Genomic DNA, 25,487 nt, shown 5'->3' on the forward strand with positions numbered 1-25,487 from the left:
AACCCGGAATCTCGAGATTCCGGGTCTGGTCCTGCGGACCATCCCGGAATGACGATCCTACTTCGAGCACTCCTTCAAGACTTCGCTCACCTTCTCCAGAAAAACCTTGGCGAACGCAGACGGTTCGCGATGGCTTTCGGCTTCGAATCGAATGTCGATACCGTCTCCAAGGAGAGATGCTCCGTCTTCGTAGATCCAAAAAGAAAGCTGCCGCGAAATCAATTTCGCTTCGACGACAGGCTCGTTTGACCCTTTCGTGATTGAAATCGACACATCGCCAACCCCTGCGGGCGATATCAGGTCGATCAGCTCCTTTAGAAGGTCGCTTTGAAATCTGTTCATCTTCGTAAGTTCACTGCAGCCTACCCCTTCGTAATCGCATCGATCTCCGCGAGCTCCTGAGCGCTCAACTGCCAGCTGATCGCTTTCACGTTCTGCTCGACCTGTTCGACGCGGGTGGCGCCGGCGATGACGCTGGAGACTTGCGGGTGCGAGGCGAGCCAGGAGAAGGCGAGCTCGAGCATGGTGTGGCCGCTCTTGTCGGCGAAGGCCTGCAGCTTCTCGACGATGTCTTCATTGCGCGGCGTGACGTAACGCTCCTTCAGCGCCGGGGCTTTTGCAAAGCGCGTGTCGTCGGGCGCGGCGGCGCCGCGTTTGTATTTGCCGGTGAGCAGGCCGCTTGCCAGCGGGAAAAACGGCAGCAGGCCGAGCTTGTATTCCTTGGCTGCGGGCAGCAGATCCTGTTCGATGCCGCGCACCACGAGGCTGTATTCGTCCTGGCAGGAGACGAAGCGATTGACGTTCATCTGCCGTGCGATGAGTTCGGCCTCGGCGATGCGCCAGGCCGGAAAATTCGAATTGCCGATGTAGCGGACCTTGCCCTGGCGCACGAGATCGTCGAGCGCGCGCAGCGTCTCCTCGATCGGCGTCAAGGGATCGTAATCGTGCTGCTGGTAGAGATCGATGTAGTCGGTCTTCAGCCGCGTCAGGCTGGCCTCGACCGCGGACATGATGTAGCGGCGCGAAGCGCCCTGCTTGGTGCCGTCCGTGCTCATCGGCTTGGAATATTTCGTCGCCAGCACGATGTCCTTGCGGCGGTCGCCGAGCACGGTGCCGAGCACGGTCTCGGAGCCGCCCATCCCGGCATAGATGTCGGCGGTGTCGAACAGGGTGATGCCGAGGTCGATCGCCTTGTGGATCACCTTGCGCGAGGTTTCGAGGTCGGTGCGCTGGCCGAAATTGTTGCAGCCGAGGCCGACGGCGGAAACGCGCAGGCCGGAGCCGCCGAGATTGCGAATTTGCATGGGAGATCCTGTGGGTGGGCGAGGAGGCCGCATTGTGGCCCGCGCACCCCAGAGCCCGCAAGATGCGGATTGACCGCGCACGGCATGCCTGAGCAGCGGTGCCGGCGTAGCTCGGCGTAAAGGGTCTGAAAGTGCTGCGAAAAAGATGCGGCCCCGGTCAGACGCGGCGACTGACGGGGGCCGCTTGGGGGCGCGTGATCTGAGACGGGGGGCCTGATCAAACGCAGGCGCAACCTAACCGGGCTTTGTTACGCCCCGGTGACATCTGGATTTATCCACAGGCCAGTCAGAACACCTTGCGATAGACGACAATCCCGGTCTTCTCCGCCACCTTGTCGTAAAGCTGCATCGCGGTGTGATTTGTGTTGTAGGTGAACCAGTACACACGGGGCGATCCGGCGAGCCTGGCCTGTTCGTAGACGTCGTTGATCAGCGCGCGGCCGACTCCCTTGCCGCGCGCGGCTTCGCTGGTGAACAGATCCTGCATGTAGAACGTCGGCTCGATCGCGGTGGTTGAGCGGTGAAGCAGGTAATGCGCCAGCCCGAGCAGTTCGCCGTCGCGTTCGGCGACCAAAGCGTGCACCGGCTCGTAGGCATCGAAGAAGCGCGCCCAGGTCATCGCGGTGATGGCGGGATCGAGCGCGGTCGGTCCCGTCCGCTCGTAGAACGCGTTGTAGCCGTCCCACAAAGGCAGCCATTTTGCGTAATCCTGTCGTGTGACAAAACGAATCGTTACGTCGCCGGGCATGTTTGATTCCGTATTCGGCAAGGGAGCTTCGGGAAGGGAGCGGCGTCGTCGACGCGCTGGCTGATGGCGCCAGCCTACAGGCGCCACCGCAACGGATCAATCGGGGAGGGGCGTTGCCGCGTCGCGGCTGCTATTCGGCGGCGCGCAGGTGCCGCGCCAGGCTGCGTTCGCCGCCGCCGCGCAGCGAGCGGTAATAATCGGCATTGCCGATGTCGTCGGTATGGCGGACGAGATCGGTGACCGGCGTATAGCTCAGCATGCGCCCGCCATCGGGCAGCGCCGTGCAGGAAAAGCGCAGCACCTGTCCGTCAGCCATCTTGATGTTGATCGGCGTGGAATCGCCGGCCCGCATCATCTCGGTGCGCTGCGCGATGAAGAGGCTCAATTCGTCTTCCGGCAGCTCGTAGGCGCCGGTGTCGCGGCCGTGATACATCAGCGCGATGAACGGCGGCTTGGCGTCGGCCTGCTCGTCGGACAGCGAAAAATAGTCGCGAAAGGCGCGGTTGATGAATTCGGCGCGGGTGTCGGAATCGAGCAGCACGATGCCGATATCGACCTGGTCGAGGGCTGCCGACAGCCGCATCGCGGTGGCATGGTGCTTCTGCTCCCAGGCGAAGGCGTCGATCCATTTTTGCCGCAGCATCCCGGTGATCACGGCGGTTCCGACCGCGGTCGCCGCCAGCAGCAGCATGCGCATCAGGTCGGAGGCGTCATAGCCCGGCACGGCGCGATGGTTGAGGAAGAACAGCGCCGAGGACACCACGGCAATCGCGGCGCTGGTCAGGCCGGAGGCGAGCCCGCTGACGGAACTGGCCAATGCCACGATGCAGACGAACAGCGGTGCGGGGTTCGGGACCGCAATGACATAACGGTCGACCAGGAAGGCGGCGAGCGCCGTCGCTGTCGTCAGAGCCGGACCGGAGATGGCGCGCCAGTCGAACTGCATGCCGGTTCTCGCTGCCTCCCAAGGCGTTGACCAAGGCGTTGACCAAGGCGTTGATCGAGCGGCCGTTTGAGGCCGTTCCCGTTGCGTCGAGAATAAGGCACGCAGTGTGACGGATGTTTCGTTTTGCGGCGAACTATCTTTTTCTGTCGTTAAGACGGACTTGAGCGCGCACGCAGAGCTTTCGCGATTTTGAATTCAAATGCTAATCAAAACCGATGGAACGGGTTCTGCCCGGGTCGCTAGCGCACCAAATTCACAAGAGGACATCATGCCGACCGTCTCCCCGCAGATCCTGCCGATATTGATGCTGTTCGCCTCCAACGTCTTCATGACCTTTGCCTGGTACGGCCATCTCAAATTCAAGCAAAGCCCGCTGGTGCTGATCATTCTGGCGAGTTGGGGGATCGCGTTCTTCGAATACTGGCTGGCGGTGCCGGCCAACCGCTGGGGCAGCGCGGTCTATTCGGCGGCCCAGCTCAAGACCATGCAGGAAGTAATCACGCTGGTGGTGTTCGCAGGCTTCTCGACGCTGTACCTGAAGGAGCCGCTGGCCTGGAATCACGCTTTGGGTTTTCTCTTGATTGCCGGCGGGGCGTTTTTGATTTTTCACAAATGGTAGCAAAGCGTTTTCAAAGCGAAGTGGGCACCGGTTCGCGTCAAGAAAACGCGTCAAAACAAAAAAAGCAATCCTAGCCGCCGGTGATGCTTCGATAAATGATCGAGCAGGCTCTTGCCGGAATCATAGATGATGTTGGCAATGCGCCAATCGTCGTCCGGGCCGATGACGTGAACCAGGATCCGGTGCGGCTGGCCGCGATGCTCGATCTCGACGCGGATGGTGGCCGGCCCCATCTCGTCGCCGGAATGGTGCTCGACCTTGCCGACCTTGATCTCGGCGCCCGGCAGCACGCCCCAGCCGAAGAAGGCGTTGAGCAGCGGGCCGATCGTCTGGTTCTTCGGATATTGCCGCGGCGCCTGCATCAACCGGCGCATGCCGGGCGAGAACAGCGCGTAGAAGTCGTCGTTGCCGAGCGGCGTTCTGGCGGCGTGCAGGCGCGCCTGCTTGTAATAGGTGGTTTCGACGAATTCCCTGACGCTGAGGCCGCCGCATTCGGCGCGGCCTGGCCGCGTGGCGGCGAGCAGTGTCAGGGCTCCTGACAGGGCGAAAACAAACTGGCGCCGGTTCATGCGTTGCGTTTCCGAAAACGGGGAGCCCTGAAGCTTGGTCGCAGCTTTCCGTTCACGCGTTCATTTCATTCACTTTGCAGAAGGCGTCACCCGCAGGATCCGTCCGTTGGAGCTGTCGGTCAGCAGCCACAGGGCGCCGTCCGGGCCTTGCCTGACGTCGCGAATCCGCTCGTGCAGATTTTGCAGCAGGCGCTCTTCGCCCGCGACGCCGTTGCCGTTCAGCGACAGCCGCACCAGCATGCTGCCGGACAGCGCGCCGACGAACAGGCTGCCGGACCATTTTGGAAACAGCTTGCCGGTATAGAACAGCATGCCGGACGGGGAGATCGACGGCACCCAGTATTTGACCGGCTGCTCCATGCCGTCCTTGGCGGTGCTTTCATGGATCTTGCCGCCGCTGTATTCGAGGCCGAAGCCGATCACCGGCCAGCCGTAATTCCTGGCCGCCCTGATGATGTTGAGCTCGTCGCCGCCGCGCGGGCCGTGCTCGACTTCCCAGACGTCGCCCGACGCCGGGTTGATCGCCAGGCCCTGTCCGTTGCGGTGGCCGTAACTCCAGATTTCCGGCTTGGCGCCGGCGCGGCCGATGAACGGGTTGCCGGCGGCGGCCGATCCATCCGGTGCGATCCGGATCACCTTGCCGAGATGATTGCCGAGCTCCTGGGCCTGCTCGCGATGTGAACCATGGTCACCCAGCGTCACGAACAAATTGCCGTCGTCGGCCTGCACGATGCGGCAGCCATAATGAATTCCTGACGACAGCGGCCCTTCCTGGCGGAAGATGATTTTGGTTTCGTCGAGGCGGCCGCCGCTGTCATTGAGTTTGGCGCGCGCGATCGCGGTGCGGCCGCCGCCGCTGGTCCGCTCCGCAAAGCAGAAATAGATCGTCTTGTTTTGCGCATAGGATTTATCGATCGCGACGTCGAGCAGGCCGCCCTGGCTGGACGCCCACACGTCGGGCACGCCCTTGAGCGGCGGCGACAGCTGGCCTTCCGCGGACACGATTCGGATTCGGCCGGGCCGTTCGGTCACCAGCATCCTGCCGTCGGGCAAGAACGCCAGCGACCACGGATTGGCCAGACCCCTTGCGAAGGTGCGCACTTCGAGTCCGCCGGCGGATGACGGAAACTCCGTCTCTTCGCCGCGGGTGCCGGTGGCGATCACCAAGGTCGCGGTCAGCAGGATCGCTGCCGTCAGCGCCACGGTTACAAGTCCGACAGGTGTCTTCATCTTCGTCCGCCCGCGATGCCAATCATCGCGCGTTGCGCTCGGAAAAGGTCCAATCAGGAAATGCCGGAGTCACGCCGGAATCGGCATGGCCATGGTCACCTTGATCGAGAGCACTGTCAGCGCGACGACAAGGCACAGCGACAGCGTACCGATCGCCAGAGAGGCGGCAATGGCGTTGGTCAGTCGGGCGGAAGCGACTGGCGCTGGGCGGGTTTCGAAGCCGGCCGTGCCGGGCGACCGTGTCATGGGTCTAAATCCTTCAGGACGCGGGCGAATCACCCGCGGCATCCGGGAATTTCACAATCGTGGCCGGCAATATTGGGGCATGCGAGTGCCAAAAATGGCGAAATCACGGCAAAGGTTAACGTTATTCCCGCTGTCCTTAACCTTTGGACGCCTATTCAAGCGAACGTGAATCGCGACCCGGGCCTTAAGCTCCGGCGGCGATGCTGGCGGGATCATCGACCTCGGCATCCGGCCGCCAGTCCATGGTCACGAAACCGGGGGTCTGTTCGACCCGCCGCAGCCAGGCGCGGATCGCGGGGAAGGTCGCGAGGTCATAGTCGCAGCGGTCGGCGACATGGGTGTAGCCGTACAGCGCGATGTCGGCGACCGTGAGCTGGTCGGAGGCGAAATAGGCCCGGGTCTTGAGATGGTTTTCCATCACCTGAAGCGCGGCGTAGCCACGCTCCATCCAGTCCTCCAATGCGTGGGTCTGCAGGTCGCGGCCGCCCTTGACCAGCGACAGCCAGAAATAGGCCGCGCCGAGATTGGGTTCGAGCGCATGCTGTTCGAAGAACATCCACTGCAGCGCCTCGGCGCGTTCGACCCGCGACTCCGGCGCCAGCGAGGTGCCGCCGGCGACGTACCAGAGGATGGCGTTGGACTCGGCGAGGTAGCGTCCCTCGGCGACTTCCAGCAGCGGCACCTGTCCGCTCGGATTCATCGCCAGAAAATCAGGCGTCCGGCTTTCGCCGCGCAGGATGTCGACTTCGATCGCGCAATACGGCGCCTTGAGCAGCGACAGCGCAAGGCGGACCTTGTAGCTGTTGCCGGAGCGCTGCATCGAATAGAGCTTGTACATCGTATGAATTTCAATCGATCAGTTGCACGTCTTTCGCGCGCGGATCGCCGCAACGCGGGTAAACAATGATGCCGTTAGGGTTGCGTCGCAAGACCCGCATTATGGAAAAAGTCGAAAACCTCTACCGCACTGCACGCGCGCAGAACGTCATGCCTCGACGCAGGGATCACGTGGTCGGGATTTGTGATCAAAACGCTTCAAGCTTTCGCGATGTCGTCGATACGTGCAGGCCCGGATTTTGAAATCTCTGCGAGATGGATCGACGTCTATTCTGAATTGACCTCGGAGCAATCCATCGCGGCACCTGATCGCGTCGGAGAGCCAGATCCCGGCGCGGCGTGCGGGCCGGGGATGATCCCCGTCAACACCATCGCGGCCGCGCCGGTTTCCGTCGCGGGTTTCCTTGGCCATATATGAGTCATTTCGGCGCAGAATTTTCCCAAATATTGCGCCGGTCGCGCCTGCGGCCCCGTAAAATTTGAGCCTTTCGGGCCAAGCTTCTTGCGATGCGGCGCTGAGCGCTCTAGGGTGCGCCGATCCCAACATTTGGAATCACGGATCATTCCCGAAACGGGCACACGTGTGCCCACACATGCCATTCCCAGGAGATGATGATGCCTTTTCTGTCCGCTGCGCTCGACCGTGTGAAGCCGTCCGCGACGATCGCGGTCACGGATAAAGCACGCGCGCTGAAAGCGGCCGGCCGCAACGTCATCGGCCTTGGCGCCGGCGAGCCCGATTTCGACACGCCCGCCAACATCAAGCTGGCGGCGATCCACGCCATCGAGGCCGGCAAGACCAAGTACACCGCGGTCGACGGCATTCCCGAGCTGAAGGAGGCGATCATCGCCAAGTTCCAGCGCGAGAACGGCCTGACCTACAAGCCGAACCAGATCATCATCGGCACCGGCGGCAAGCAGGTGCTCTACAACGCGCTGATGGCGACCATCAATCCGGGCGACGAGGTCATCATCCCGGCGCCCTATTGGGTGAGCTATCCGGAAATGGTGGCGCTGGCCGGCGGCGTGCCGGTGTCCGTGGTGTGCACGGCGGAGCAGGGCTTCAAGCTGCAGCCCGACGCGCTGGAAAAGGCGATCACGCCGAAGACCAAATGGATCATCCTGTGCTCGCCGTCGAACCCGACCGGCGCGGCCTACTCGCGCAGCGAGTTGCAGGCGATCACCGACGTGCTGGTGAAGCACCCAAGCGTCTGGGTGATGACCGACGACATGTACGAGCATTTGGTCTATGACGACTTCGTGTTCACCACGCCGGCGCAGATCGAGCCGAAACTGTACGACCGCACGCTGACGGTGAACGGCGTGTCGAAGGCCTATTGCATGACCGGCTGGCGCATCGGCTATGCCGGCGGCCCGGCCGAACTGATCAAGGCGATGGCGACGATCCAGTCGCAGTCGACCTCGAACCCGTCGTCGATCTCGCAGTGGGCGTCAGTCGAGGCGCTCAACGGTCCGCAGGACTTCATCCCCGCGAACAACAAGGTGTTCAAGGAACGCCGTGACCTTGCGGTGTCGATGCTGAACCAGGCCAAGGGCATCGAATGCCCGCGGCCCGAGGGCGCGTTCTACGTCTATCCGTCCTGCGCCGGCACCATCGGCAAGACCGCGCCGTCGGGCAAGGTGATCGCGAATGACGAGGACTTCGTCACGGAACTGCTTGAGAGCGAAGGCGTTGCCGTTGTGCAGGGTTCCGCGTTCGGGCTTGGCCCGGCGTTCCGGATTTCCTACGCCACCAAGACTTCCGATCTCGAAGACGCCTGCAAACGCATCCAGCGCTTTTGCGGCAATCTGAGATAACGCGTTTTGAAGCAAGCCTGTTCCGCACATGATGCGGGACAGGTTCCGGTTTGTTTCCAAAAATTTCTGTAAAGAAACGCGCAAAGAAAACGCGTCAGAAAAAAGGCGTGTCAAATCACATCACGCGTAGACCGCATGATGTTTTGAAGTCTTCTTTTTGCAAAGCGCCATGTTTTGGACACGGCGCTTCCTTCCTGTCCCCCCGCACATTCAGTTCATCAAGTGGGGACGACTCATGCTCTTCGGAAAACGTTTTACGACCTTCGGCATCGCGATCGCGGCGCTCGTTGCGCCGATCGCGAGCGCGGATGCAGCACCGGCGGTTCGCGCCGGCGTCCTGCAATGCCAGGGCGGCCAGAATGTCGGCTATGTCGTCGGCTCCGTGACCAGCCTCGAATGCGTGTTCAAGAGTGAAGGCCGTCGGCCGGAGCCTTACATTGCCACCGTGCGCCGCTACGGCCTCGATCTCGGCATCACCGCACAGACCCAATTGGCCTGGGCGGTGAACGCGCCGAATAGCCGCGTCAGCCGCGGCGATCTCGCCGGCAGTTACGGCGGCGTCGGCGCCAACGCGTCGGTCGGTATCGGCGGGGGTGGCAACTTCCTGGTCGGCGGTCCGGCCAATTCCTACGCGCTGCAGCCGCTCAGCGTGCAGGGGCAGACCGGGTTGAACGTCGCCGCCGGGATTGCCGACATCCAGCTGGAGCCGTTCCGCGGCTATGGCCCTCCGCGCCGTCACCACCGCCGGCATCATCGCCGCGGTTGAAGATAGTTCTTGTGAAAGAGGCCCGCGAGAGCGGGCCTTTTTTATTTAGGGCACGTCAATTGTTGTTATGCCATAGAATGGCTCGCGCGCCCTTGGTCCGTGCTTTTCTCGATCCTCTGCCTGCATTACATCGTTTCAGTTGGAGATTTCTTCATGCGTCGCTCCCTTCTCCTTGCCGCTGCCGCCATCGCCGTGTGGGCCACCTCGATTCCCGGCGCCAATGCGCAGCAGGTGGCGCGGGTGCAGGTCGGCATTCTCGAATGCCGCGGCGGCGCCAGCATCGGCTTCATCGTCGGATCCGTCACCAATCTCGGCTGCGTGCTGCGTGCCGACGGGATGCCGGAAGACCGTTACGTCGCCACCATCCGTAAAGTCGGCCTCGATCTCGGCATCACCCAGGAATCCGCGCTGGCGTGGGGCGTGTTTGCGCCGTCGGCGCAGTTCGGGCCGGGCGGCCTCTCCGGCAATTATGTCGGCGCGCAGGGCAGTGCCACGCTGGGCGTCGGCGTCGGCGGCAACGTGCTGGTTGGCGGCTCGGCGAACTCGATCGCGCTGCAGCCGCTCAGCCTGCAGGGCCAGGTCGGCGTCAGCATCGCTGCCGGATTGGAAAGCCTGGAACTTCGGCCGGGACGATAATTCGGTCAGCCGACGTAAAAAGGGCCCGTGCGCTGCGGGCCCTTTTTCTTCAGTCAGTATTTGGCGACGACGCCGTAATTGCCGAGCCTGTAATTGACGCCGAGCTTGACGGCATGAATATCCAGGTTCGTTTCGACGGGGATCCCGGCGGAATTTGACAGGGTGCTCGTGTTGCTGATCGTCGTGGTGCTGTCAAACCTCATGAAATTGTACTCCGCTTTCCAAGACCAGTTGCCGAGGAAGGCGTTCTCGATGCCGGCGCCCACGGTCCAGCCGGCCCGGGTCGCATGGGCGTCGTTACGTATGCCGCGCACCGGAGCTGTCAGCCCGTAAGTCTCGCGCATCAGCGCCCCGCCGCCCTTGCCGTAAGCCATCCAGCGCTCCCAGGCGTAACCCACGCGCCCCACGAGCGTGGCGGTCCAGTCGACCTCGACATTGTAGGTGAAGGAGCCGGACTGGTTTGATTCGACGGAGGTTGTTGCACCAAGGTTTGCGCCTGAAACGTCTGCCTCTAACCCGACGACCCAATTGCCCGCCTGTCGATTGAAGCCGACCTGCCCGCCACCCACGAAGCCGTTGGATTTTTGCGCGAACGGCGGCATGACGATATTTTCGATCCCTGCGAAAGAAGTGGCATGGAAGTTCCGCTCGGCGCTTGCCCAGCCGGTGTGCCCGCCAACGTACAGCCCTGTCCAATCATACGCGGTTATTGCCGGAGCCTTGTGAGGCAGCGATGGCCGAACACCTGCAGCGGGGCCGCCAAACCTGTAGTTTATTCCCGCCTTGGCCGCCACCGGCAAAGCCGCTTGGATGCTGCGAAAAGCCGGGATTGATAACCACTGTGACCACCCCGTTGCCGATAAACGTTCGCTCGAACGAGCGGTCGGCGCCGGCCCAACCGGCGTGGGCACCGACGTAAAGGCCGGTCCAGTCATAAACGGTGGCGACCGGCATTGCCTTATAGGCCGGGCGCGGTCCGAGATCTGCCGCGAATGCAGCAGAGAGACTGCCCAATGAAATGGCTGCGGCTGCAAACGTCGTCCGCGATAGATGATACATGGTCGCCCCCGAACAATTCTGCGGATGAGTCTTGATCCCTGAATCGTCCGATCCGGATTCATCAGGTCGTATTTCATCAAGTCCTGTTTCATCCTTACCAAGGCACGCCAAATTGGCTTGTCCCGGCTGGCCCTCGATTTGCACCGCGTGGCATCGCCTCGCGATTGCTGGCGAGCGTTGCAATCGCGCCACGGGTTGCGAAACTGGCTGGCACAATTGGTTTAACTGGCACTGTCTGGATCGTGCCGATGCAGCTATTTTGTCTTGATCGGGATCTGCTTGAAGCGAAGCGAGTTTTCAGGGCATCGCAGGCGATGGACGTTGACGAGTTGGGCATAAAGGCCGTTGGCGGGCGCGCGGCACGATTGCACGACGTTCTTGCGGCCATCAAATCGGGCTTTCACGATCCGGAATTCTCGTCGCAGAGCGTTGCGCAGCGTTTGGGCCTGTCGCGTCGTTACGTGAACGATCTGCTGGCCGAAAGCGGATCTGGCTTCGCCGAGCGCGTGCTTGAGATGCGGCTGCACGAGGCCAGGGTGATGCTGATGGATGCAGCCCACGATATATTGAAGGTGAGTGAAATTGCATGGACCTGCGGGTTCAACGAGGTGCCTTACTTCAATCGCCGCTTTCGCCGCCGTTTCGGCACAACGCCGACCGAACTGCGCGAAGCGTCGCGACGAACAAAATAAGGTGACGAGCCACCGTTCCGCGAATTTCGATCGCGCCCCCGCCGTTGAGCTTACGCTACCCAAGCCGGCACGGCATCGTTGGGTTGGAAAGCCTGGAACTCGCGCCAGGAGCGTTAACTTTTCTCGCTCGCCCGCTGCCGCGGGGGCGGTTGAGCCGGCCGCCGCCGCGCCGGTCACGATGCACCGCAGCAACTTTTTCTGACTTGCCAAATCGCACGCGCGGGCGGAGCATCTGATCCGCCGACCCAATCATGGGCCGAGCTCCAAACAAGGAGGCGGCAATGGGACAAGACGTCAGAAGTCCCCGAGGTCCACGGTGCATTGCGCTGGTGGGCCCTTTCCAGAGCGGTAAAACTACACTTCTTGAAGCCATATTGGCGCGTACAGGCGCCATCCACCGCGCCGGCAGCGTCGATGCCGGAACTTCGGTCGGCGATTCCAGCCCCGAGGCGCGGCACCACAAGATGGGCGTGGCCTTAAGTGCAGCCACTACCAGTTTCATGGGCGACAGCTATACCTTTATCGATTGTCCCGGCTCGATCGAGTTCGCGCAAGACATGCGCGCCGCGCTGCCGGCGGTCGATGCCGCGATCGTGGTCTGCGAAGCCGATGAGAAGAAGCTGCCGCAACTGCAGATCATCCTGCGCGAGCTCGAGGAAATGGGCATTCCGCGCTTTTTGTTTCTGAACAAGATCGACAAGGCCAACAAGCGCATCCGCGAAACGCTGGCGACGCTGCAGCCGGCCTCGCGCGTGCCATTGGTCCTGCGCCAGATTCCGATCTGGAACGGTGAATTGATCGAAGGGTTTGTCGATCTCGCGCTGGAACGCGCCTTTGTCTACCGCGAACACAAGCCCTCGGAAGTGATCGCGCTGGACGGCGGCAATCTCGACCGCGAGAAGGAAGCGCGCTTCTCGATGCTGGAAAAGCTTGCCGATCACGACGACGTGCTGATGGAGCAACTGCTGGAAGACATCCAGCCGCCGCGTGACGCGGTGTTCGACGATCTCGCGCGCGAACTGCGCGAAGGCCTGATCTGCCCGGTATTGCTGGGTGCCGCGACACGCGAAAACGGCGTGCTGCGGCTGATGAAGGCGTTGCGGCATGAAGCGCCCGGCGTGGCCGAGACCGCCAAGCGCCTCAGCGCGTCTTCGCCCAAGGATGCGCTGGGCTATGTGTTCAAGACCCTGCATCAGCCGCATGGCGGCAAGCTGTCGCTGGTGCGGCTGCTCGCCGGGCACCTCGATGACGGTGCGACGCTGCAATCCTCGTCCGGCGAGGCGGGCAGGGTCTCCGGCATCCTCGCGGTCAGTGGCGGGCACGACAGCAAACGGCCGGCGGCGGAAGCCGGCGAAACCGTGGCGCTGGGCAAGCTCGACGCCATCAAGACCGGCGACACGCTCTCCAGCGGCAAGACCGCGCCGCCCTCGCTCGTGCGGGTCGAGCCGACGCCGCCGGTGCTGGCGATGTCGCTGGCGGCGAACGATCGCAAGGACGACGTCAAGCTCGGCCAGGCGCTGCTACGGCTGAACGAGGAGGATCCGTCGCTGACGATGATCCACAACACGCAGACCCACGACATCGTGCTGTGGGGGCAGGGTGAGATGCATCTGCGCGTCGCGCTTGAGCGGCTCAAGGATCGCTTCGGCGTCAACGTCAAATCTCAGGCGCCGGCGATCGGCTATCAGGAGACGATCCGCAAATCGATCACGCAACGCGGGCGCCACAAGAAGCAGTCCGGCGGCCATGGCCAGTTCGGCGACGTCGTGCTGGAAATCAAGCCGATGCCGCGCGGCTCGGGTTTTGAATTCCACGAAAAGGTCGTCGGCGGTGCGGTGCCGCGCAACTATATCGGCGCGGTGGAAGAAGGCGTGGTCGACAGCCTCGCGCGCGGGCCGCTCGGCTTTCCCGTGATCGACCTCCACGTCACCCTGACCGACGGCTCCTATCACAGCGTCGATTCCTCCGATCTTGCCTTCCGCACCGCGGCGCGGATCGGCATGGGCGAGGCGCTGCCGCAGTGCCAGCCGGTGCTGCTGGAGCCGATCCACATGGTGGAGATCGTTTGCCCGACCGAGGCGACGGCGAAAATCAACGCCATCCTGTCGGCGCGGCGCGGCCAGATCCTCGGCTTCGACACCCGCGAGGGCTGGGCCGGCTGGGATTGCGTCCGCGCCACCATGCCGGAAGCGGAGATCGGCGACCTGATCGTGGAGCTGCGATCAGCCACCGCCGGCGCAGGCGGCTTTACGCGGCAGTTCGACCGCATGGCCGAAGTGACCGGCCGCGCCGCCGACCAGATCATCGCCGCGAACCGGGTCGCAGCGTGATGGTTTGATGCTCTGCTCCCTCGCCCCGCACTTGCGGGGAGAGGGTCGGGGTGAGGGGCTCTTCTATCCGCAGGCTCAGAATTCGCGACGGGTATGGTGCCATGCCCCTCACCCGGATTGCCTCGCAATCCGACCTCTCCCCGCATAAGAGCTGGGAGAGGTTAGTCGCACCAGTTGCTGCACTGTCCGCAAGCGACATCCCGGCACCCCGCCCCGGCATTGACTCGGCCGCCGGCATGGCCGAATTGACTGCGATGACCCGTGCAATCAGACCTCCCGCCGCATGCCTGATCGGATGGCCGGCCGCGCATTCGCGCTCGCCGTTGATCCATCATTACTGGCTGCGGACGCTGGGCATCGAAGGCGGCTACGTCATCGAGGCCGTGCCGCCCGACGAGTTTCAGGACTTTGTCTTTCGGCTTTCGCTGCGCGGCTTTGTCGGCGCCAACGTCACCATTCCGCACAAGGAGCGCGCGCTGGCGCTGTCGAAGCCGGATGACCGCGCCCGCGCGGTCGGCGCCGCCAACACCTTGTGGTTCGAGAACGGCGAGCTGTGTTCGACCAACACCGATGTCGAGGGATTTATCAATAATCTCGACGCCTGCGCGCCCGGATGGGAGCGTGCCGAGGAGGCGCTGGTGCTGGGCGCCGGTGGTGCGGCGCGCGCCGTGCTGTTCGGGCTGATCGAACGCGGCGTCAAGCGCGTGCATCTGGCGAATCGGACCGGGGAGCGCTCGCAGGCGCTGGCGGATCAATTCGGCGCGAGCGTGTTGCCGGTGGCGTGGGATGCATTGAGTGAGTTGCTGCCGCGCGCCGGGCTGCTGGTGAACACGACGTCGCTCGGCATGCACGGCCAGCCGGCGCTCGAACTCGATATCGCCCGGCTGCCGTCGAACGCCGTGGTTACCGATCTCGTTTACGTGCCGCTGGATACGCCATTGCTTGTCGCCGCGCGCCGGCGCGGGCTGCAGACCGCCGACGGGCTCGGCATGCTGCTGCACCAGGCGGTGCGCGGATTCGAATTGTGGTTCGGAAAGCGCCCCGAGGTGACATCAGAACTTCGTGCGATCGTCGAGGCCGATCTCAACAAAGTTTGAGTTGGAATATCGGGGGCAATGGCTATGTGGAGCTCCACCGGAGATCTCCCATGCCCCAGCATCGTTATCTGCTCATCCGCCCGCTGTTCGCCGCCGCGATGGTGGCCGCGTCCACCATCTATGCCATCGCCCAGCAGCCGCCCACGCCGACGCGGGTTCGCGGCACCATCGAAGCTGTCGAGGGCGACATACTTGCGGTCAAGTCGCGCAGCGGCGAAGATGTCAAGCTGCACATGACCGGCGATATCAGGGTGGTCGAGATTACCAAGATCTCGCTGTCCGACGTCAAGGTCGGCTCCTTCATCGGTGCCACCACGGTGCCAGGACCGGACGGCAGCCAGAATGCGGTCGAGGTGCACGTGTTTCCCGAGGCGATGCGCGGCACCGGCGAGGGCTCGCGGCCGTATGATTTGCGCCCCAACAGCACCATGACCAATGCGACGGTGGATCAGTCCGTAGCCGGCAATGACGGTCACACGCTGTTGATCAAGTACAAGGGCGGCGAGAAGAAGGTTGTGGTCTCGCCGGAGACGCCGGTGGTGACCTATGTCCCCGCCGACAAGTCCGATCTCAAGGCTGGCGCCAAGGTGATCGCGTTCATGAAGAAGCTGCCGGACGGCTCGTTCGAAACCAACCGCGTCAGCGTCGGCCGCGACGGGCTGACCCCGCCGATGTGACTTTCTTCCCTCTCCCCTTGTGGGATCGAGACGAGCGAAGTCGATGTGAGGGGTGGGCGAACTCTCAACGAGTCGTCCCGGCGAACGCCGGGACCCATAACCATCGTTGTCTGTTGTTACACCGAGCAGTAGCTCCAGCTGTGCCTTACAGGTCCGCCTGTGGTTATGGGTCCCGGATCGCGCTTCGCTTGTCCGGGACGACAGCGGGGCTAAATCGCCAGCACGTGATCGTCGATTTCGGCGATGGTGTTGACGCCGCACAGGCCCATCGTCACCAGCATTTCGTTGCGGATCAGATCGAGCGCCTTGGCGACACCCTGTTGTCCGCCGGCGCCGAGGCCGTGGACGAAGGCGCGGCCGATCATGCAGGATTTGGCCCCGAGCGCGAGCGCGCGCATCACGTCCTGGCCCGACCTGATGCCGCCGTCGAACATGATCTCCATCTTGTCGCCGACCTCATCGACGATCTCCGGCAGCACCTCGATCGACGATGGCGCGCCGTCGAGTTGGCGGCCGCCATGGTTGGAGACCACCATCGCATGCGCGCCGGTCTTGACGGCCTCCTCGGCGTCCTCGACGTCGAGAATGCCCTTGAGGATCAGCTTGCCCGGCCAGATCGAACGGATCCAATCGACATCCTTCCAGCTCAGCGTGGTGTCGAACTGCGCGTTGGTCCATTGCGAGAGCTGGGTGATATCGTCGGTGCCTTTGACGTGGCCGGCGATGTTGCCGAAGGTGCGGCGCTTGCCGCGCATCACGCCGGCGACCCAGGCCGGCTTGGTCGCGAAGTCGATCAGTTTCGACAACGACCATTCCGGCGGAATCGTCATGCCGTTCTTGATGTCCTGGTGGCGCTGTCCCATCACCTGCAGGTCGACGGTCAGCACCAGCGCGCTGCATTTCGCCGCGATCGCGCGCTCGATCAGGGATTTGATGAAGCCGCGGTCCTTCATCACGTAAAGCTGGAACCAGAACGGCTTGTTGACATTGGCGGCGACGTCCTCGATCGAACAGATCGACATCGTGCTCAGCGTGAACGGAATGCCGGCGGCCTGTGCGGCGCGGCAGGCGGCGATTTCGCCGTCGCCGTGCTGCATGCCGAGCAATCCGACCGGGGCGAGGCTTAGCGGCAGCGCGGCCGGCTCGCCCAGGATCGTCGTCGACGTATCGCGCCTCGACACATCGACCAGGATACGCTGGCGGAACTTGATCGCTTCGAGATCGGCGCGGTTGGCGCGCAGCGTGTCCTCGGAATAGGAGCCGCGATCCGCATAGTCGAAAAACGCCTTCGGCACCCGGCGCTTGTGCAGCTGGCGCAGATCTTCGATGCAGGTAATGTGCTTCATGAACGTTCCCGGCCCCTTCTTGAATTTCTTTTCTGTGTCGTCATCTAGCATGGTTGATACGTCAGCCAAATCAGGCCTGCGGAACCCTGCGGTGAGGACATTCCATGACCGGATCCGATCGTCATCCCAAGCCTGTTCGCACGCCCCGCGAGAGCGCCGAGAAGCGCCGGCTGGACGAGGCCCTGGAGGAGGGGCTGGAGGAGACCTTTCCGGGTTCGGACGCCGTGAATGTGACCCAACCGCCGCAGTCGAAGGGCGACCATCGCATCAAGCGACGCGATTAAGGGGTACCCAGGCAGCGTATGGATTGAAAAATATCATGTTTTCAATGGGTTGCGCGCCGATCGCGACTTCCGGCGCCGGTAATGATTCATCATATTTTTTGAAGCCATTTTAGCGCTTTGGAGACTATAAGGCCGGTGCACGCTATGGTGCGCGTTCGCTGCTTCTTGCCGGATGGCTTTAAGAGAGGCGCGGAATGGCTGGGGGTTATATGAGCCGCAAATATTTCGGTACCGACGGAATTCGGGGCCGTGCCAATGGTCTGATCACGCCGGAGCTCGCGCTCAAGGTGGGGCAGGCGGCCGGCCTGGTGTTTCAGCGCGGCGATCACCGCCATCGCGTCGTCATCGGCAAGGACACGCGGCTGTCCGGCTACATGATCGAATACGCCATGGTCGCGGGCTTTACTTCTGTCGGCATGGACGTGCTGCTGCTCGGCCCGATGCCGACGCCGGCGGTCGCGATGCTGACCAAGTCGATGCGCGCCGATCTCGGCGTGATGATATCTGCCTCGCATAATCTGTTCGAGGACAACGGCATCAAGCTGTTCGGCCCGCAGGGTTTCAAATTGTCCGACGACGTCGAGAAGCAGATCGAGCAATTGCTCGACGAGCCGATCGACCGGCGTCTGGCGCAGAGCGCCAGCCTCGGGCGCGCTCGCCGCATCGACGGCGTCCATGACCGCTACATCGAATTCGCCAAGCGCACGCTGCCGCGCGAACTCTCGCTCGACGGCCTGCGCGTCGTGATCGACTGCGCCAACGGCGCGGCCTATAAGGTGGTGCCGGAAGCGCTGTGGGAGCTCGGCGCCGACGTCGTTGCCATGGGCGTCGAGCCTGACGGTTTCAACATCAACAAGGAATGCGGCTCGACCTCGCCGGAGGCATTGAGTCGGAAAGTGCGGGAAATGCGCGCCGATATCGGCATCGCGCTCGACGGCGACGCCGATCGCGTGATCCTGGTCGACGAGCGCGGCCATGTGGTCGACGGCGACCAGCTGCTCGCCGTGATCGCGCAGAGCTGGAAGGAAGATGGCCGCCTCGCCAAGCCCGGCATCGTCGCCACCGTGATGTCCAATCTCGGGCTGGAGCGTTTCCTCGAAGGCATTGGGCTGGAGATGGTGCGCACGCCGGTTGGCGACCGCTATGTGCTCGAGCAGATGCTCAAGCAGGGCTACAATCTCGGCGGCGAGCCGTCGGGCCACATCATCCTGTCCGACTATGCGACCACCGGCGATGGTTTCGTCGCGGCGCTGCAGGTGCTGGCCGTGGTGCAAAAGCTGCGCCGCCCGGTGTCGGAAGTCTGCCACAAGTTCGATCCGCTGCCGCAGATCCTGAAGAACGTACGCTATCGCAGCGGCAAGCCGCTTGACGATGCCGAGGTCAAATCCGCGATCGTCGACGGCGAAAAACGCCTCAACGGCTGCGGCCGCCTGCTGGTCCGCTCGTCCGGCACCGAGCCCGTGATCCGCGTGATGGGCGAGGGCGACGATCGCATCCTGGTCGAGGAAGTGGTCGATCACATCGTCACCGCCCTCGGCCACGCCGCCGCGGCTTGAAATCTATCGCACGAGGCGACTCTTCCTTCTCCCCTTGTGGGAGAAGGTGGCACGCGAAGCGTGCCGGATGAGGGGTCTGTCTCCTCAAGCGCAAACTGCTCCTGTGGAAACAGACCCCTCATCCGGCGCTTCGCGCCACCTTCTCCCACAAGGGGAGAAGGGAAGAAGTGCCTGCCAGCGCACCCCAGCGCATCGCAGCCATTAGCTATTGATGCTGGTCGCAGCACCGCGCGCGGAGTAGGAACGGGCATTATTCACCAGTCGGTATTTCGGGAATCTCGCCCTTGAACAAGCCGGTCACCGTCTCCGAGGAAGCCCTCATTGCGCCCGTGGTGGTGCCCGACGTGTCGCCGGCGCTCGCCGCGAAGGCGGCCGCCGCGGGGCCGGCCTATGTCGTGCTGGCCGGGATCAGCTTCTCGCACTTTCTCAACGACACCATGCAGTCCCTGATCGCGTCGGTCTATCCGATCCTGAAGGACAATTACGCGCTGGACTATGCGCAGATCGGTCTGATCACGCTGGCGTTCCAGTTCACCGCGTCGCTGCTGCAGCCGCTGGTCGGGCACTACACCGACAAGAAGGCGCAGCCGTTCTCGCTCGCGGTCGGCATGGGGTTCACGTTCTTCGGCCTGCTGCTGCTCAGCGTCGCGCATCAATACGCGGTCATCCTCATAGCAGCGTCGCTGGTCGGATTGGGATCGGCCGTATTCCATCCGGAATCGGCGCGGATCGCGCGGCTTGCCTCGGGCGGGCGCTATGGCTTTGCGCAATCGGTGTTTCAACTCGGCGGCAGTTTCGGCACCTCGATGGGGCCGGTGCTGGCGGCGTTGATCGTGGTGCCGTTCGGCCAGCCCAGCATCGCCTGGTTTTCCTCGATCGCGTTTCTGGCGATCGTGATCCTGTGGCGGATTGGCGTCTGGTACCGGCCGCAGATCACGACGAAGAAGTCCGCCGTAATCGAGCGGCATCCGGATGCGCCGGACGCGCGCCGCGTCAAGATCGCACTCGTGGTTCTGGTGGCGCTGCTGTTTTCAAAACAGCTCTACGTGTCGAGCCTGTCGAGCTATTACATCTTCTATCTGATCGACAAGTTTGGCGTCTCGACCCAGGCAGCCCAGCTCTATCTCTTCATCTTTCTCGCCGCCAATGCCGCAGGCGCGTTCTTCGGCGGGCCGCTCGGCGACCGCTATGGCCGCAAATACGTCCTCTGGTTCTCGATCCTCGGCGCGCTGCCGTTCACATTGGCGCTGCCCTATGCCGGCCTGTTTGGCAGTGCGGTGCTGACTGTCATCATCGGGTTGATCCTGTCCTCGGCGACGTCGTCGATCATCGTGTTCGCGCAGGAGCTGATGCCGCATCGCTTCGGAATGATCTCCGGCGTGTTCTTCGGCGTCGCCTTCGGCATCGGCGGGCTCGGGGCGGCGGTGCTCGGCAAGCTTGCCGATCACACCGGCATCGCCTTTGTCTATCATCTCTGCGCCTTCCTGCCGGCGCTCGGGTTGCTCGCCGTGTTCCTGCCGAAGATGCCGAAGCTCGCGCGTTAACGAAGCGTTTGCGAACGACGCGGGCAAGCAAGCGGGTAGGTCAGCATCCGTGTCGTTATCAGCAACACATCGTTAGGATGTATGGCGGTTTCGCCATTTTCTGTGCCGAAAATGCATCAGGTTGCATGCTGCATAAACGCCCGCGCAAAAATTGTTCGGAGATTATCAACCTTAAAAATTAGGGTTAAGCGCCGCTTAAGCATTTGCTGGCATCGTCCGCCCGTGAGTTTTTGATGTGAGGCCTCCGCAGTCGCCTCACCGGACAAAAGGACGAAGCCAATGCGTAGCGTTAAGTCTCTTCTTGCCGCCGGAGCGGCATCCCTGTTGTCGTCGGTGGCCTTCGCCGCGGACATGGCCATCGCGCCCCCGCCCCAGTATGCGCCGCCCCCGGTGGTCGAAGACTTCGGTGGCTGGTATCTGCGCGGCGATATCGGGTTCAGCAATCAGCGGGTCGAGCGTCTCAACAACGTCCTGGATTCGGATGCCATCGCATCGCGCCAGAACAACAGCTTCGGCACCGCCGGCATCTTCGGGCTCGGCGTCGGTTACAAGGTCAACAACTGGTTCCGCGCCGACGTCACTGGTGAGTATCGCGGCAATTCGCAGTTCTTCGGAACCGATCACCTCACCTACCTGGGCCCTGCGTACGGTGTCGACACGTATAACGCGACCAAGTCGGAATGGGTCGTTCTCGCCAACGCCTATGTCGATCTCGGTACCTGGTGGTGCGTGACACCGTTCATCGGTGCCGGTGTCGGCGGTGCGCGGGTCTCCATCGCCAACTTCACCGACACCAATACGCCCAACGCAGGCGTAGCCTTCGGTGACAATGTTGCGAAGTGGAATTTTGCCTGGGCGGCGCACGCCGGTCTCGCCTACAAGGTCACGCCGAACTTCACGGTCGAACTGGCCTATCGCTATCTTGACATGGGCGACGGTCTGACCGGCGATCTCCGCCGCTTCGACGGCGTCAACGCCATCAACAACCCGACCACCTTCAAGAACATCACCTCGCATGACCTCAAACTCGGCGTGCGCTGGAACCTGGAAAGCCCGCAGGTCTATGCGCCGGCGCCGCTGATGCGCAAAGGTTAATTGCGACTTCCATCCGTTAAGGATTGCAAACGGCGCGGGATCTTCCCGCGCCGTTTTGCTTTTGGCGCGGCCGCACCTAGAGTTTCGCTTCTGATTGAATCAGAACCGAAGCTCTAGACTCTTGTTTTGACGCGTTTTCTTCACGCGAACCGGTATCCACTTCGCTCGAAAACGCTCTGGCGCCCGTCGCGAGCACGCGATGCGTTTGGCTTTTTCCCGCAAGATCACGTCGCATCGGAGCCCGCGATAACGATTGGTTAGGGTTAACGAGCCATGATCAACGCAAGTTAGAGTTGCTCGATGGAGTATTGCGATGCGTCGTTTTTTGCTGGTGGCGGTGATGTGTGGCGCGGCGGCTGGCGCGCGGGCGGCAGATATGCCGGAATATCTCCGCGGCAGTTTCACGGACGGGCTGAGCAGAATCGAAGTTAACTGGTCGGGCGTCTATGTCGGCGGCCAGGTCGCGCGCGGCGCCGCGGACATGGACTTCACCAATTCCACCACGGACATGATGACCCGGCTGGTCAACAATTCCTCAGCTGACACGCAGTTCAACGTCTCGCAATGGCCCTTGCTCGGCAAGGCGCATGCGCCGAGCAATTCCGCCTACGGGGCTTTTGCCGGCTACAATTTTCAATGGAGCGATGTGCTGATCGGCATCGAGCTCAACTACAGCCATGGTGTTTTTGGGTCCTCGAGCACCGGCTCGCAGACGCGAACCGTCACGTCCGGCAATGTGACGACCAACGTCATCGGCCTGGCCAGCGGTTCGATGCGCGTGACCGATTTCGGTTCGCTTCGCGTCCGCGGCGGCTATGCGGTCGGAAGCTTCCTGCCCTACGCGTTCGTCGGCGTCGGATTGGGGCAGGCCGATATCAACCGCAGCGTTGAACTCGTTGTCAGATACGATGCGCCGGGTGTGCCGTCCACTTTCGCCCCTCGCATGGCCCTGACCGACAACGCCAATTCCAAGTTCATCACGGGATTTGCCGGCGGTCTCGGCATCGACATGATGCTGTATGCGGGTCTTTTCCTGCGCGCCGAGTGGGAATATCTCCGCTTCACCTCCAGTGTCGATACCACCGTCAACACGGTGCGCGCGGGCCTCGGCTACAAGTTCTGATGGACTGCAAGCTCTGATCTGGCCTCAGACTTGGCCTCGTCCGTCGTCGATCCTGATACCGTTGACAGATTTGCCGAGGGCTGTTGCACTGTCGCCATAACGAGGGCGGCCGCGCATGAAAATCTACGGCGATACCAATTCCGGCAACTGCCTGAAGGTGAAGTGGGTGTGCGACAAACTCGCGCTGCCCTATAGCTGGGTTGCGATCGACACCCTCAAGGGCCAAACCCGCACGACCGAGTTCCTCAAGCTCAACTATGCCGGCCAGGTGCCGGCGGTCGAATTCGATGACGGCCGTACGCTGGCGCAGTCCAACGCCATCATCCGCTATCTCGCCCGCGGCAGCGACCTCATTCCGGCGGATGCGTTCGCCGCCGCGAAGATGGACGAATGGCTGTTCTGGGAACAATACAGCCACGAGCCCTACATCGCGGTCTGCCGTTTCCAGATGTTCTATCTCGGCAAATCTGCCTCCGATCTCGACCCCGACAGGGTCAAGCGCGGCTATGCGGCGCTGGCGCGGATGGAGCATCAGCTCGCCATCACGCCGTTCCTGGTCGGTGACGCCGCCTCGCTCGCCGACGTCTCCCTGCTGGCCTATACAAGGCTGGCGCATGAAGGCGGCTTCCATCTCGACGGCTATGCCGCCGTGCGCCGCTGGATCGGCGAGACCGAAAAATCGCTCGGCCTGCCGCCGGCGCGCTGAATTCACCGGAAAAACCCCATGGTCACCGTTTCGCAAGTCACCATCCGTCGCGCGCGCCGTGACGACGTCGGTCCCATCGTCGCCATGCTGGCGGACGATCCGCTCGGTGGCCCGCGCGAGCGGCTCGAAGATCCGCTGCCGCAGGCCTATTTCGACGCGTTCGAACGCGTCGCGGGCGACCGGAATATCCATCTGGTGGTCGCCGAGGACGGCGAGGGCGCTGTCGTCGGCTGCCTGCAGCTGTGCATCCTCCCTGGATTGAGTTCGCAGGGCGCCTCGCGCGGTTTGCTCGAGGATGTCCGCGTCGCCAGCCATTGCCGCAGCCGGGGCATTGGCGAGCAACTGGTGCAATGGGCGGTTGCAGAAGCGCGCGCCAACGGCTGCAAGCTGGTCGAACTGCTGACGCATCATACGCGCGTCGATGCGCAACGGTTTTATGAACGGCTTGGGTTCGCGCGCAGTCATGTCGGCATGACCTTGAGATTCTGAGCTTTATTCCTGTGCAAAGTTGAGTCGCGGCGCAGGCAATTGCCTAGAGTAGTCGTGACTCTGCAATCCCATTAACAGGCGATAAACTACCTCGGCCTCCGTGATTTTACGGAGAGGAACGTCTCCGCTATGTCAGCGTCTCCCATGGGGCCGTGGGCAACTCTGGGGATTTTCGATGAAGGATTTTTCGATCGTGCGGATCGGCAACGAATATGTCGTGCAGGCTGGCGAGAAAAGCGTTTTGAAAACTTCGAGCCGGCGAATGGCCGCCAGGCTGATCAACGATGCGGCCGGACTACTGGAGCAGCAGCCGGTCTCGTCCACAGCTGTCGATGCTTCAATCACCTGTGATGTCAGGGACATATCGGAAGCGCCCGAAGTTCCTTGACGATCGGGCGCGATTCCCCTAATCACCGCCGCGGGACACCTCCCCCCAACGGGAGGCTTGCTATCTGGAAGGATAGAATATGACCGTAGCGAAGCCCGCTTCGCGGCCCAATGTGCCGCATTTCTCCTCCGGCCCCTGTGCCAAGCGCCCCGGCTGGAACCCCGCAAATCTCAAGGACGCCGCGCTCGGCCGTTCGCATCGCGCGAAGGTCGGCAAGGCCAAGCTCAAGCTCGCGATCGAATTGACGCGCGAAGTGCTTGAAGTGCCGGCCGGTTACAAGATCGGCATCGTGCCGGCGTCAGATACCGGCGCGGTCGAAATGGCGCTGTGGTCGCTGCTCGGCGCGCGCCCGGTCACCACCATCGCCTGGGAATCCTTCGGCGAAGGCTGGGTCAGCGATATCGTCAAGGAACTGAAGCTCAAGGACGTCACCAAGCTGCACGCCGGCTATGGTGATATCCCCGATCTTTCCAAGGCCGATCCCGCCTCAGACATCGTCTTCACCTGGAACGGTACCACGTCCGGCGTGCGCGTGCCCAATGCCGACTGGATCAAGGCCGACCGCGAAGGCCTCACCATCTGCGACGCAACGTCCGCCGCTTTCGCGCAGCCGCTCGATTTCGCAAAGCTCGATGTGGTGACGTTCTCCTGGCAGAAGGCGCTGGGCGGCGAGGCCGCGCACGGCATGCTGATCCTCTCGCCGCGCGCGGTGGAGCGGCTGGAGACCTACAAGCCGGCGTGGCCGCTGCCAAAAATCTTCCGCCTGACCAAGGGCGGCAAGCTCAACGAAGGCATCTTCGAAGGCGAGACCATCAACACGCCGTCGATGCTGTGCGTCGAGGATTATCTCGATGCGCTGAATTGGGCGAAATCGATCGGCGGCCTCAAGGCCCTCATCGCGCGCGCCGATGCCAACACCAAGGCGCTGGCCGACTGGAAAGCCAGCACGCCGTGGATCGACTTCCTGGCCAAGGATCCGGCGATCCGCTCCAACACTTCGGTGTGCCTGAAGTTCGTCGATCCCGCGATCACGTCGCTGACGGCGGACGCGCAGGCCGACTTCTCCAAGAAGCTGGTCGCGCTGGTGGAGAAGGAAGGCGCCGGCTACGACTTCGCCTATTACCGCGATGCGCCGGCGGGCCTGCGGATCTGGTGCGGCGCCACCGTGGAAGCCTCCGACGTCGCGCTGCTGACGCAGTGGATCGACTGGGCGTTCGCCGAGACCAAGGCCGCGTTGCCGAAGGCGGCTTGAGTTTTCTTTTTAACCTCTCCCCCGTTCTTACGGGCAGAGGTCGGATCGCTCGGCAGCGCAATTGCGCGCCTGAGCGATCCGGGTGAGGGGCTCTCTCCGCTGGCACCTTGCCCGTAGCTGCCCCTCACCC

The 25,487-nt window shown here is 62.7% G+C and carries 28 protein-coding genes; 17 read left to right on the forward strand and 11 right to left on the reverse strand.

What is annotated here, in order from left to right; genetic code table 11:
* Positions 1-57: 57 nt before the first annotated feature.
* The 4 genes from JQ558_RS22825 to JQ558_RS22840 form a co-directional block, all read right to left on the reverse strand.
* The gene (locus JQ558_RS22825; RefSeq protein WP_212295247.1) at positions 58-342 is read right to left on the reverse strand and encodes a hypothetical protein; all 285 of its coding nucleotides are present in this window, start codon (positions 340-342) and stop codon (positions 58-60) included.
* Positions 343-362: 20 nt separating this feature from the next.
* On the reverse strand, positions 363-1,304 hold the full coding sequence (locus tag JQ558_RS22830; RefSeq protein WP_212273922.1) for an aldo/keto reductase: 942 nt from the start codon (positions 1,302-1,304) through the stop codon (positions 363-365).
* A 286-nt stretch (positions 1,305-1,590) separates the two neighbouring features.
* A complete protein-coding gene (locus tag JQ558_RS22835; RefSeq protein ID WP_212207215.1) occupies positions 1,591-2,052 on the reverse strand; it encodes a GNAT family N-acetyltransferase in 462 nt (153 codons plus the stop codon).
* 130 nt (positions 2,053-2,182) lie between these two features.
* Positions 2,183-2,998 carry a PAS-domain containing protein gene (locus tag JQ558_RS22840; RefSeq protein ID WP_212207216.1) on the reverse strand — a complete coding sequence of 272 codons (816 nt, stop codon included), beginning with the start codon at positions 2,996-2,998 and terminating at the stop codon, positions 2,183-2,185.
* A gap of 268 nt (positions 2,999-3,266) precedes the next feature.
* Here JQ558_RS22840 and JQ558_RS22845 point away from each other — a divergent pair, with 268 nt between their 5' ends.
* Complete coding sequence (locus tag JQ558_RS22845) at positions 3,267-3,617, forward strand: DMT family protein (protein WP_212207217.1); 351 nt, start codon at positions 3,267-3,269, stop codon at positions 3,615-3,617.
* A gap of 50 nt (positions 3,618-3,667) precedes the next feature.
* Here JQ558_RS22845 and JQ558_RS22850 read toward each other — a convergent pair whose 3' ends face one another.
* From JQ558_RS22850 to JQ558_RS22865, 4 genes are all read right to left on the reverse strand, one after another.
* Complete coding sequence (locus JQ558_RS22850; protein ID WP_212295255.1) at positions 3,668-4,186, reverse strand: hypothetical protein; 519 nt, start codon at positions 4,184-4,186, stop codon at positions 3,668-3,670.
* A gap of 69 nt (positions 4,187-4,255) precedes the next feature.
* Complete coding sequence (locus tag JQ558_RS22855) at positions 4,256-5,416, reverse strand: PQQ-dependent sugar dehydrogenase (protein ID WP_212207219.1); 1,161 nt, start codon at positions 5,414-5,416, stop codon at positions 4,256-4,258.
* Between the two features lie 69 nt (positions 5,417-5,485).
* The gene (locus JQ558_RS22860) at positions 5,486-5,662 is read right to left on the reverse strand and encodes a hypothetical protein (protein WP_212207220.1); all 177 of its coding nucleotides are present in this window, start codon (positions 5,660-5,662) and stop codon (positions 5,486-5,488) included.
* Positions 5,663-5,846: 184 nt separating this feature from the next.
* The gene (locus JQ558_RS22865) at positions 5,847-6,500 is read right to left on the reverse strand and encodes a glutathione S-transferase family protein (protein WP_212273918.1); all 654 of its coding nucleotides are present in this window, start codon (positions 6,498-6,500) and stop codon (positions 5,847-5,849) included.
* 614 nt (positions 6,501-7,114) lie between these two features.
* Here JQ558_RS22865 and JQ558_RS22870 point away from each other — a divergent pair.
* The 3 genes from JQ558_RS22870 to JQ558_RS22880 all read left to right on the forward strand — a co-directional run bounded on the left by JQ558_RS22870 (position 7,115) and on the right by JQ558_RS22880 (position 9,719).
* Positions 7,115-8,317 carry a pyridoxal phosphate-dependent aminotransferase gene (locus JQ558_RS22870; protein WP_212207223.1) on the forward strand — a complete coding sequence of 401 codons (1,203 nt, stop codon included), beginning with the start codon at positions 7,115-7,117 and terminating at the stop codon, positions 8,315-8,317.
* Positions 8,318-8,552: 235 nt separating this feature from the next.
* Entirely contained in the window at positions 8,553-9,083 is a 531-nt protein-coding gene (locus tag JQ558_RS22875) for a DUF992 domain-containing protein (RefSeq protein WP_212273917.1), read from the forward strand.
* A 153-nt stretch (positions 9,084-9,236) separates the two neighbouring features.
* Positions 9,237-9,719, forward strand: coding sequence for a DUF992 domain-containing protein (locus JQ558_RS22880; protein ID WP_212295257.1), 483 nt, complete (start codon positions 9,237-9,239; stop codon positions 9,717-9,719).
* A 53-nt stretch (positions 9,720-9,772) separates the two neighbouring features.
* Here JQ558_RS22880 and JQ558_RS22885 read toward each other — a convergent pair whose 3' ends face one another.
* Complete coding sequence (locus JQ558_RS22885) at positions 9,773-10,513, reverse strand: outer membrane protein (protein WP_212295259.1); 741 nt, start codon at positions 10,511-10,513, stop codon at positions 9,773-9,775.
* Positions 10,416-10,922, reverse strand: coding sequence for a hypothetical protein (locus JQ558_RS38160; RefSeq protein WP_212295375.1), 507 nt, complete (start codon positions 10,920-10,922; stop codon positions 10,416-10,418). Before JQ558_RS38160 ends, JQ558_RS22885 begins: the two co-directional genes overlap by 98 nt.
* 104 nt (positions 10,923-11,026) lie before the next feature.
* On the opposite strand from JQ558_RS38160, the gene JQ558_RS22895 reads away from it, so the two are divergent.
* The 4 genes from JQ558_RS22895 (at position 11,027) to JQ558_RS22910 (ending at position 15,574) form a co-directional block, all read left to right on the forward strand.
* Positions 11,027-11,470: a helix-turn-helix domain-containing protein gene (locus JQ558_RS22895; protein ID WP_212295261.1), complete on the forward strand. Its 444-nt coding sequence runs from the start codon at positions 11,027-11,029 to the stop codon at positions 11,468-11,470.
* Between the two features lie 281 nt (positions 11,471-11,751).
* Entirely contained in the window at positions 11,752-13,800 is a 2,049-nt protein-coding gene (locus JQ558_RS22900; protein WP_212295263.1) for an elongation factor G, read from the forward strand.
* A 254-nt stretch (positions 13,801-14,054) separates the two neighbouring features.
* Positions 14,055-14,897, forward strand: coding sequence for a shikimate dehydrogenase (locus JQ558_RS22905; RefSeq protein ID WP_212295363.1), 843 nt, complete (start codon positions 14,055-14,057; stop codon positions 14,895-14,897).
* Positions 14,898-14,995: 98 nt separating this feature from the next.
* Positions 14,996-15,574, forward strand: coding sequence for a hypothetical protein (locus JQ558_RS22910; RefSeq protein WP_212295364.1), 579 nt, complete (start codon positions 14,996-14,998; stop codon positions 15,572-15,574).
* Positions 15,575-15,783: 209 nt separating this feature from the next.
* Here JQ558_RS22910 and JQ558_RS22915 read toward each other — a convergent pair whose 3' ends face one another.
* Entirely contained in the window at positions 15,784-16,920 is a 1,137-nt protein-coding gene (locus JQ558_RS22915) for an alpha-hydroxy acid oxidase (RefSeq protein WP_212295264.1), read from the reverse strand.
* Between the two features lie 104 nt (positions 16,921-17,024).
* Between JQ558_RS22915 and JQ558_RS22920 the strand changes: the two genes are divergently transcribed.
* The 9 genes from JQ558_RS22920 to JQ558_RS22960 all read left to right on the forward strand — a co-directional run bounded on the left by JQ558_RS22920 (position 17,025) and on the right by JQ558_RS22960 (position 25,357).
* A complete protein-coding gene (locus JQ558_RS22920) occupies positions 17,025-17,204 on the forward strand; it encodes a hypothetical protein (RefSeq protein ID WP_212207230.1) in 180 nt (59 codons plus the stop codon).
* 209 nt (positions 17,205-17,413) lie between these two features.
* A complete protein-coding gene (glmM, locus tag JQ558_RS22925; protein WP_212269256.1) occupies positions 17,414-18,760 on the forward strand; it encodes a phosphoglucosamine mutase in 1,347 nt (448 codons plus the stop codon).
* Positions 18,761-19,044: 284 nt separating this feature from the next.
* Positions 19,045-20,304 carry an MFS transporter gene (locus JQ558_RS22930; protein WP_212295266.1) on the forward strand — a complete coding sequence of 420 codons (1,260 nt, stop codon included), beginning with the start codon at positions 19,045-19,047 and terminating at the stop codon, positions 20,302-20,304.
* 279 nt (positions 20,305-20,583) lie between these two features.
* Positions 20,584-21,399 carry an outer membrane protein gene (locus JQ558_RS22935; RefSeq protein WP_212207232.1) on the forward strand — a complete coding sequence of 272 codons (816 nt, stop codon included), beginning with the start codon at positions 20,584-20,586 and terminating at the stop codon, positions 21,397-21,399.
* A gap of 313 nt (positions 21,400-21,712) precedes the next feature.
* Positions 21,713-22,522 (forward strand): outer membrane protein, encoded by an 810-nt coding sequence (locus tag JQ558_RS22940; protein ID WP_212295268.1) that lies wholly within the window; start codon positions 21,713-21,715, stop codon positions 22,520-22,522.
* Between the two features lie 115 nt (positions 22,523-22,637).
* A complete protein-coding gene (locus JQ558_RS22945; RefSeq protein WP_212295270.1) occupies positions 22,638-23,228 on the forward strand; it encodes a glutathione S-transferase family protein in 591 nt (196 codons plus the stop codon).
* 18 nt (positions 23,229-23,246) lie between these two features.
* The gene (locus JQ558_RS22950; protein ID WP_212207235.1) at positions 23,247-23,717 is read left to right on the forward strand and encodes a GNAT family N-acetyltransferase; all 471 of its coding nucleotides are present in this window, start codon (positions 23,247-23,249) and stop codon (positions 23,715-23,717) included.
* A gap of 175 nt (positions 23,718-23,892) precedes the next feature.
* The gene (locus JQ558_RS22955; protein ID WP_212207236.1) at positions 23,893-24,105 is read left to right on the forward strand and encodes a hypothetical protein; all 213 of its coding nucleotides are present in this window, start codon (positions 23,893-23,895) and stop codon (positions 24,103-24,105) included.
* 79 nt (positions 24,106-24,184) lie between these two features.
* Positions 24,185-25,357: a phosphoserine transaminase gene (locus JQ558_RS22960; protein WP_212295272.1), complete on the forward strand. Its 1,173-nt coding sequence runs from the start codon at positions 24,185-24,187 to the stop codon at positions 25,355-25,357.
* Positions 25,358-25,487: the final 130 nt, after the last annotated feature.

This window comes from Bradyrhizobium sp. AUGA SZCCT0160, from assembly GCF_018130105.1.
Taxonomy (GTDB): Bacteria; Pseudomonadota; Alphaproteobacteria; order Rhizobiales; family Xanthobacteraceae; genus Bradyrhizobium.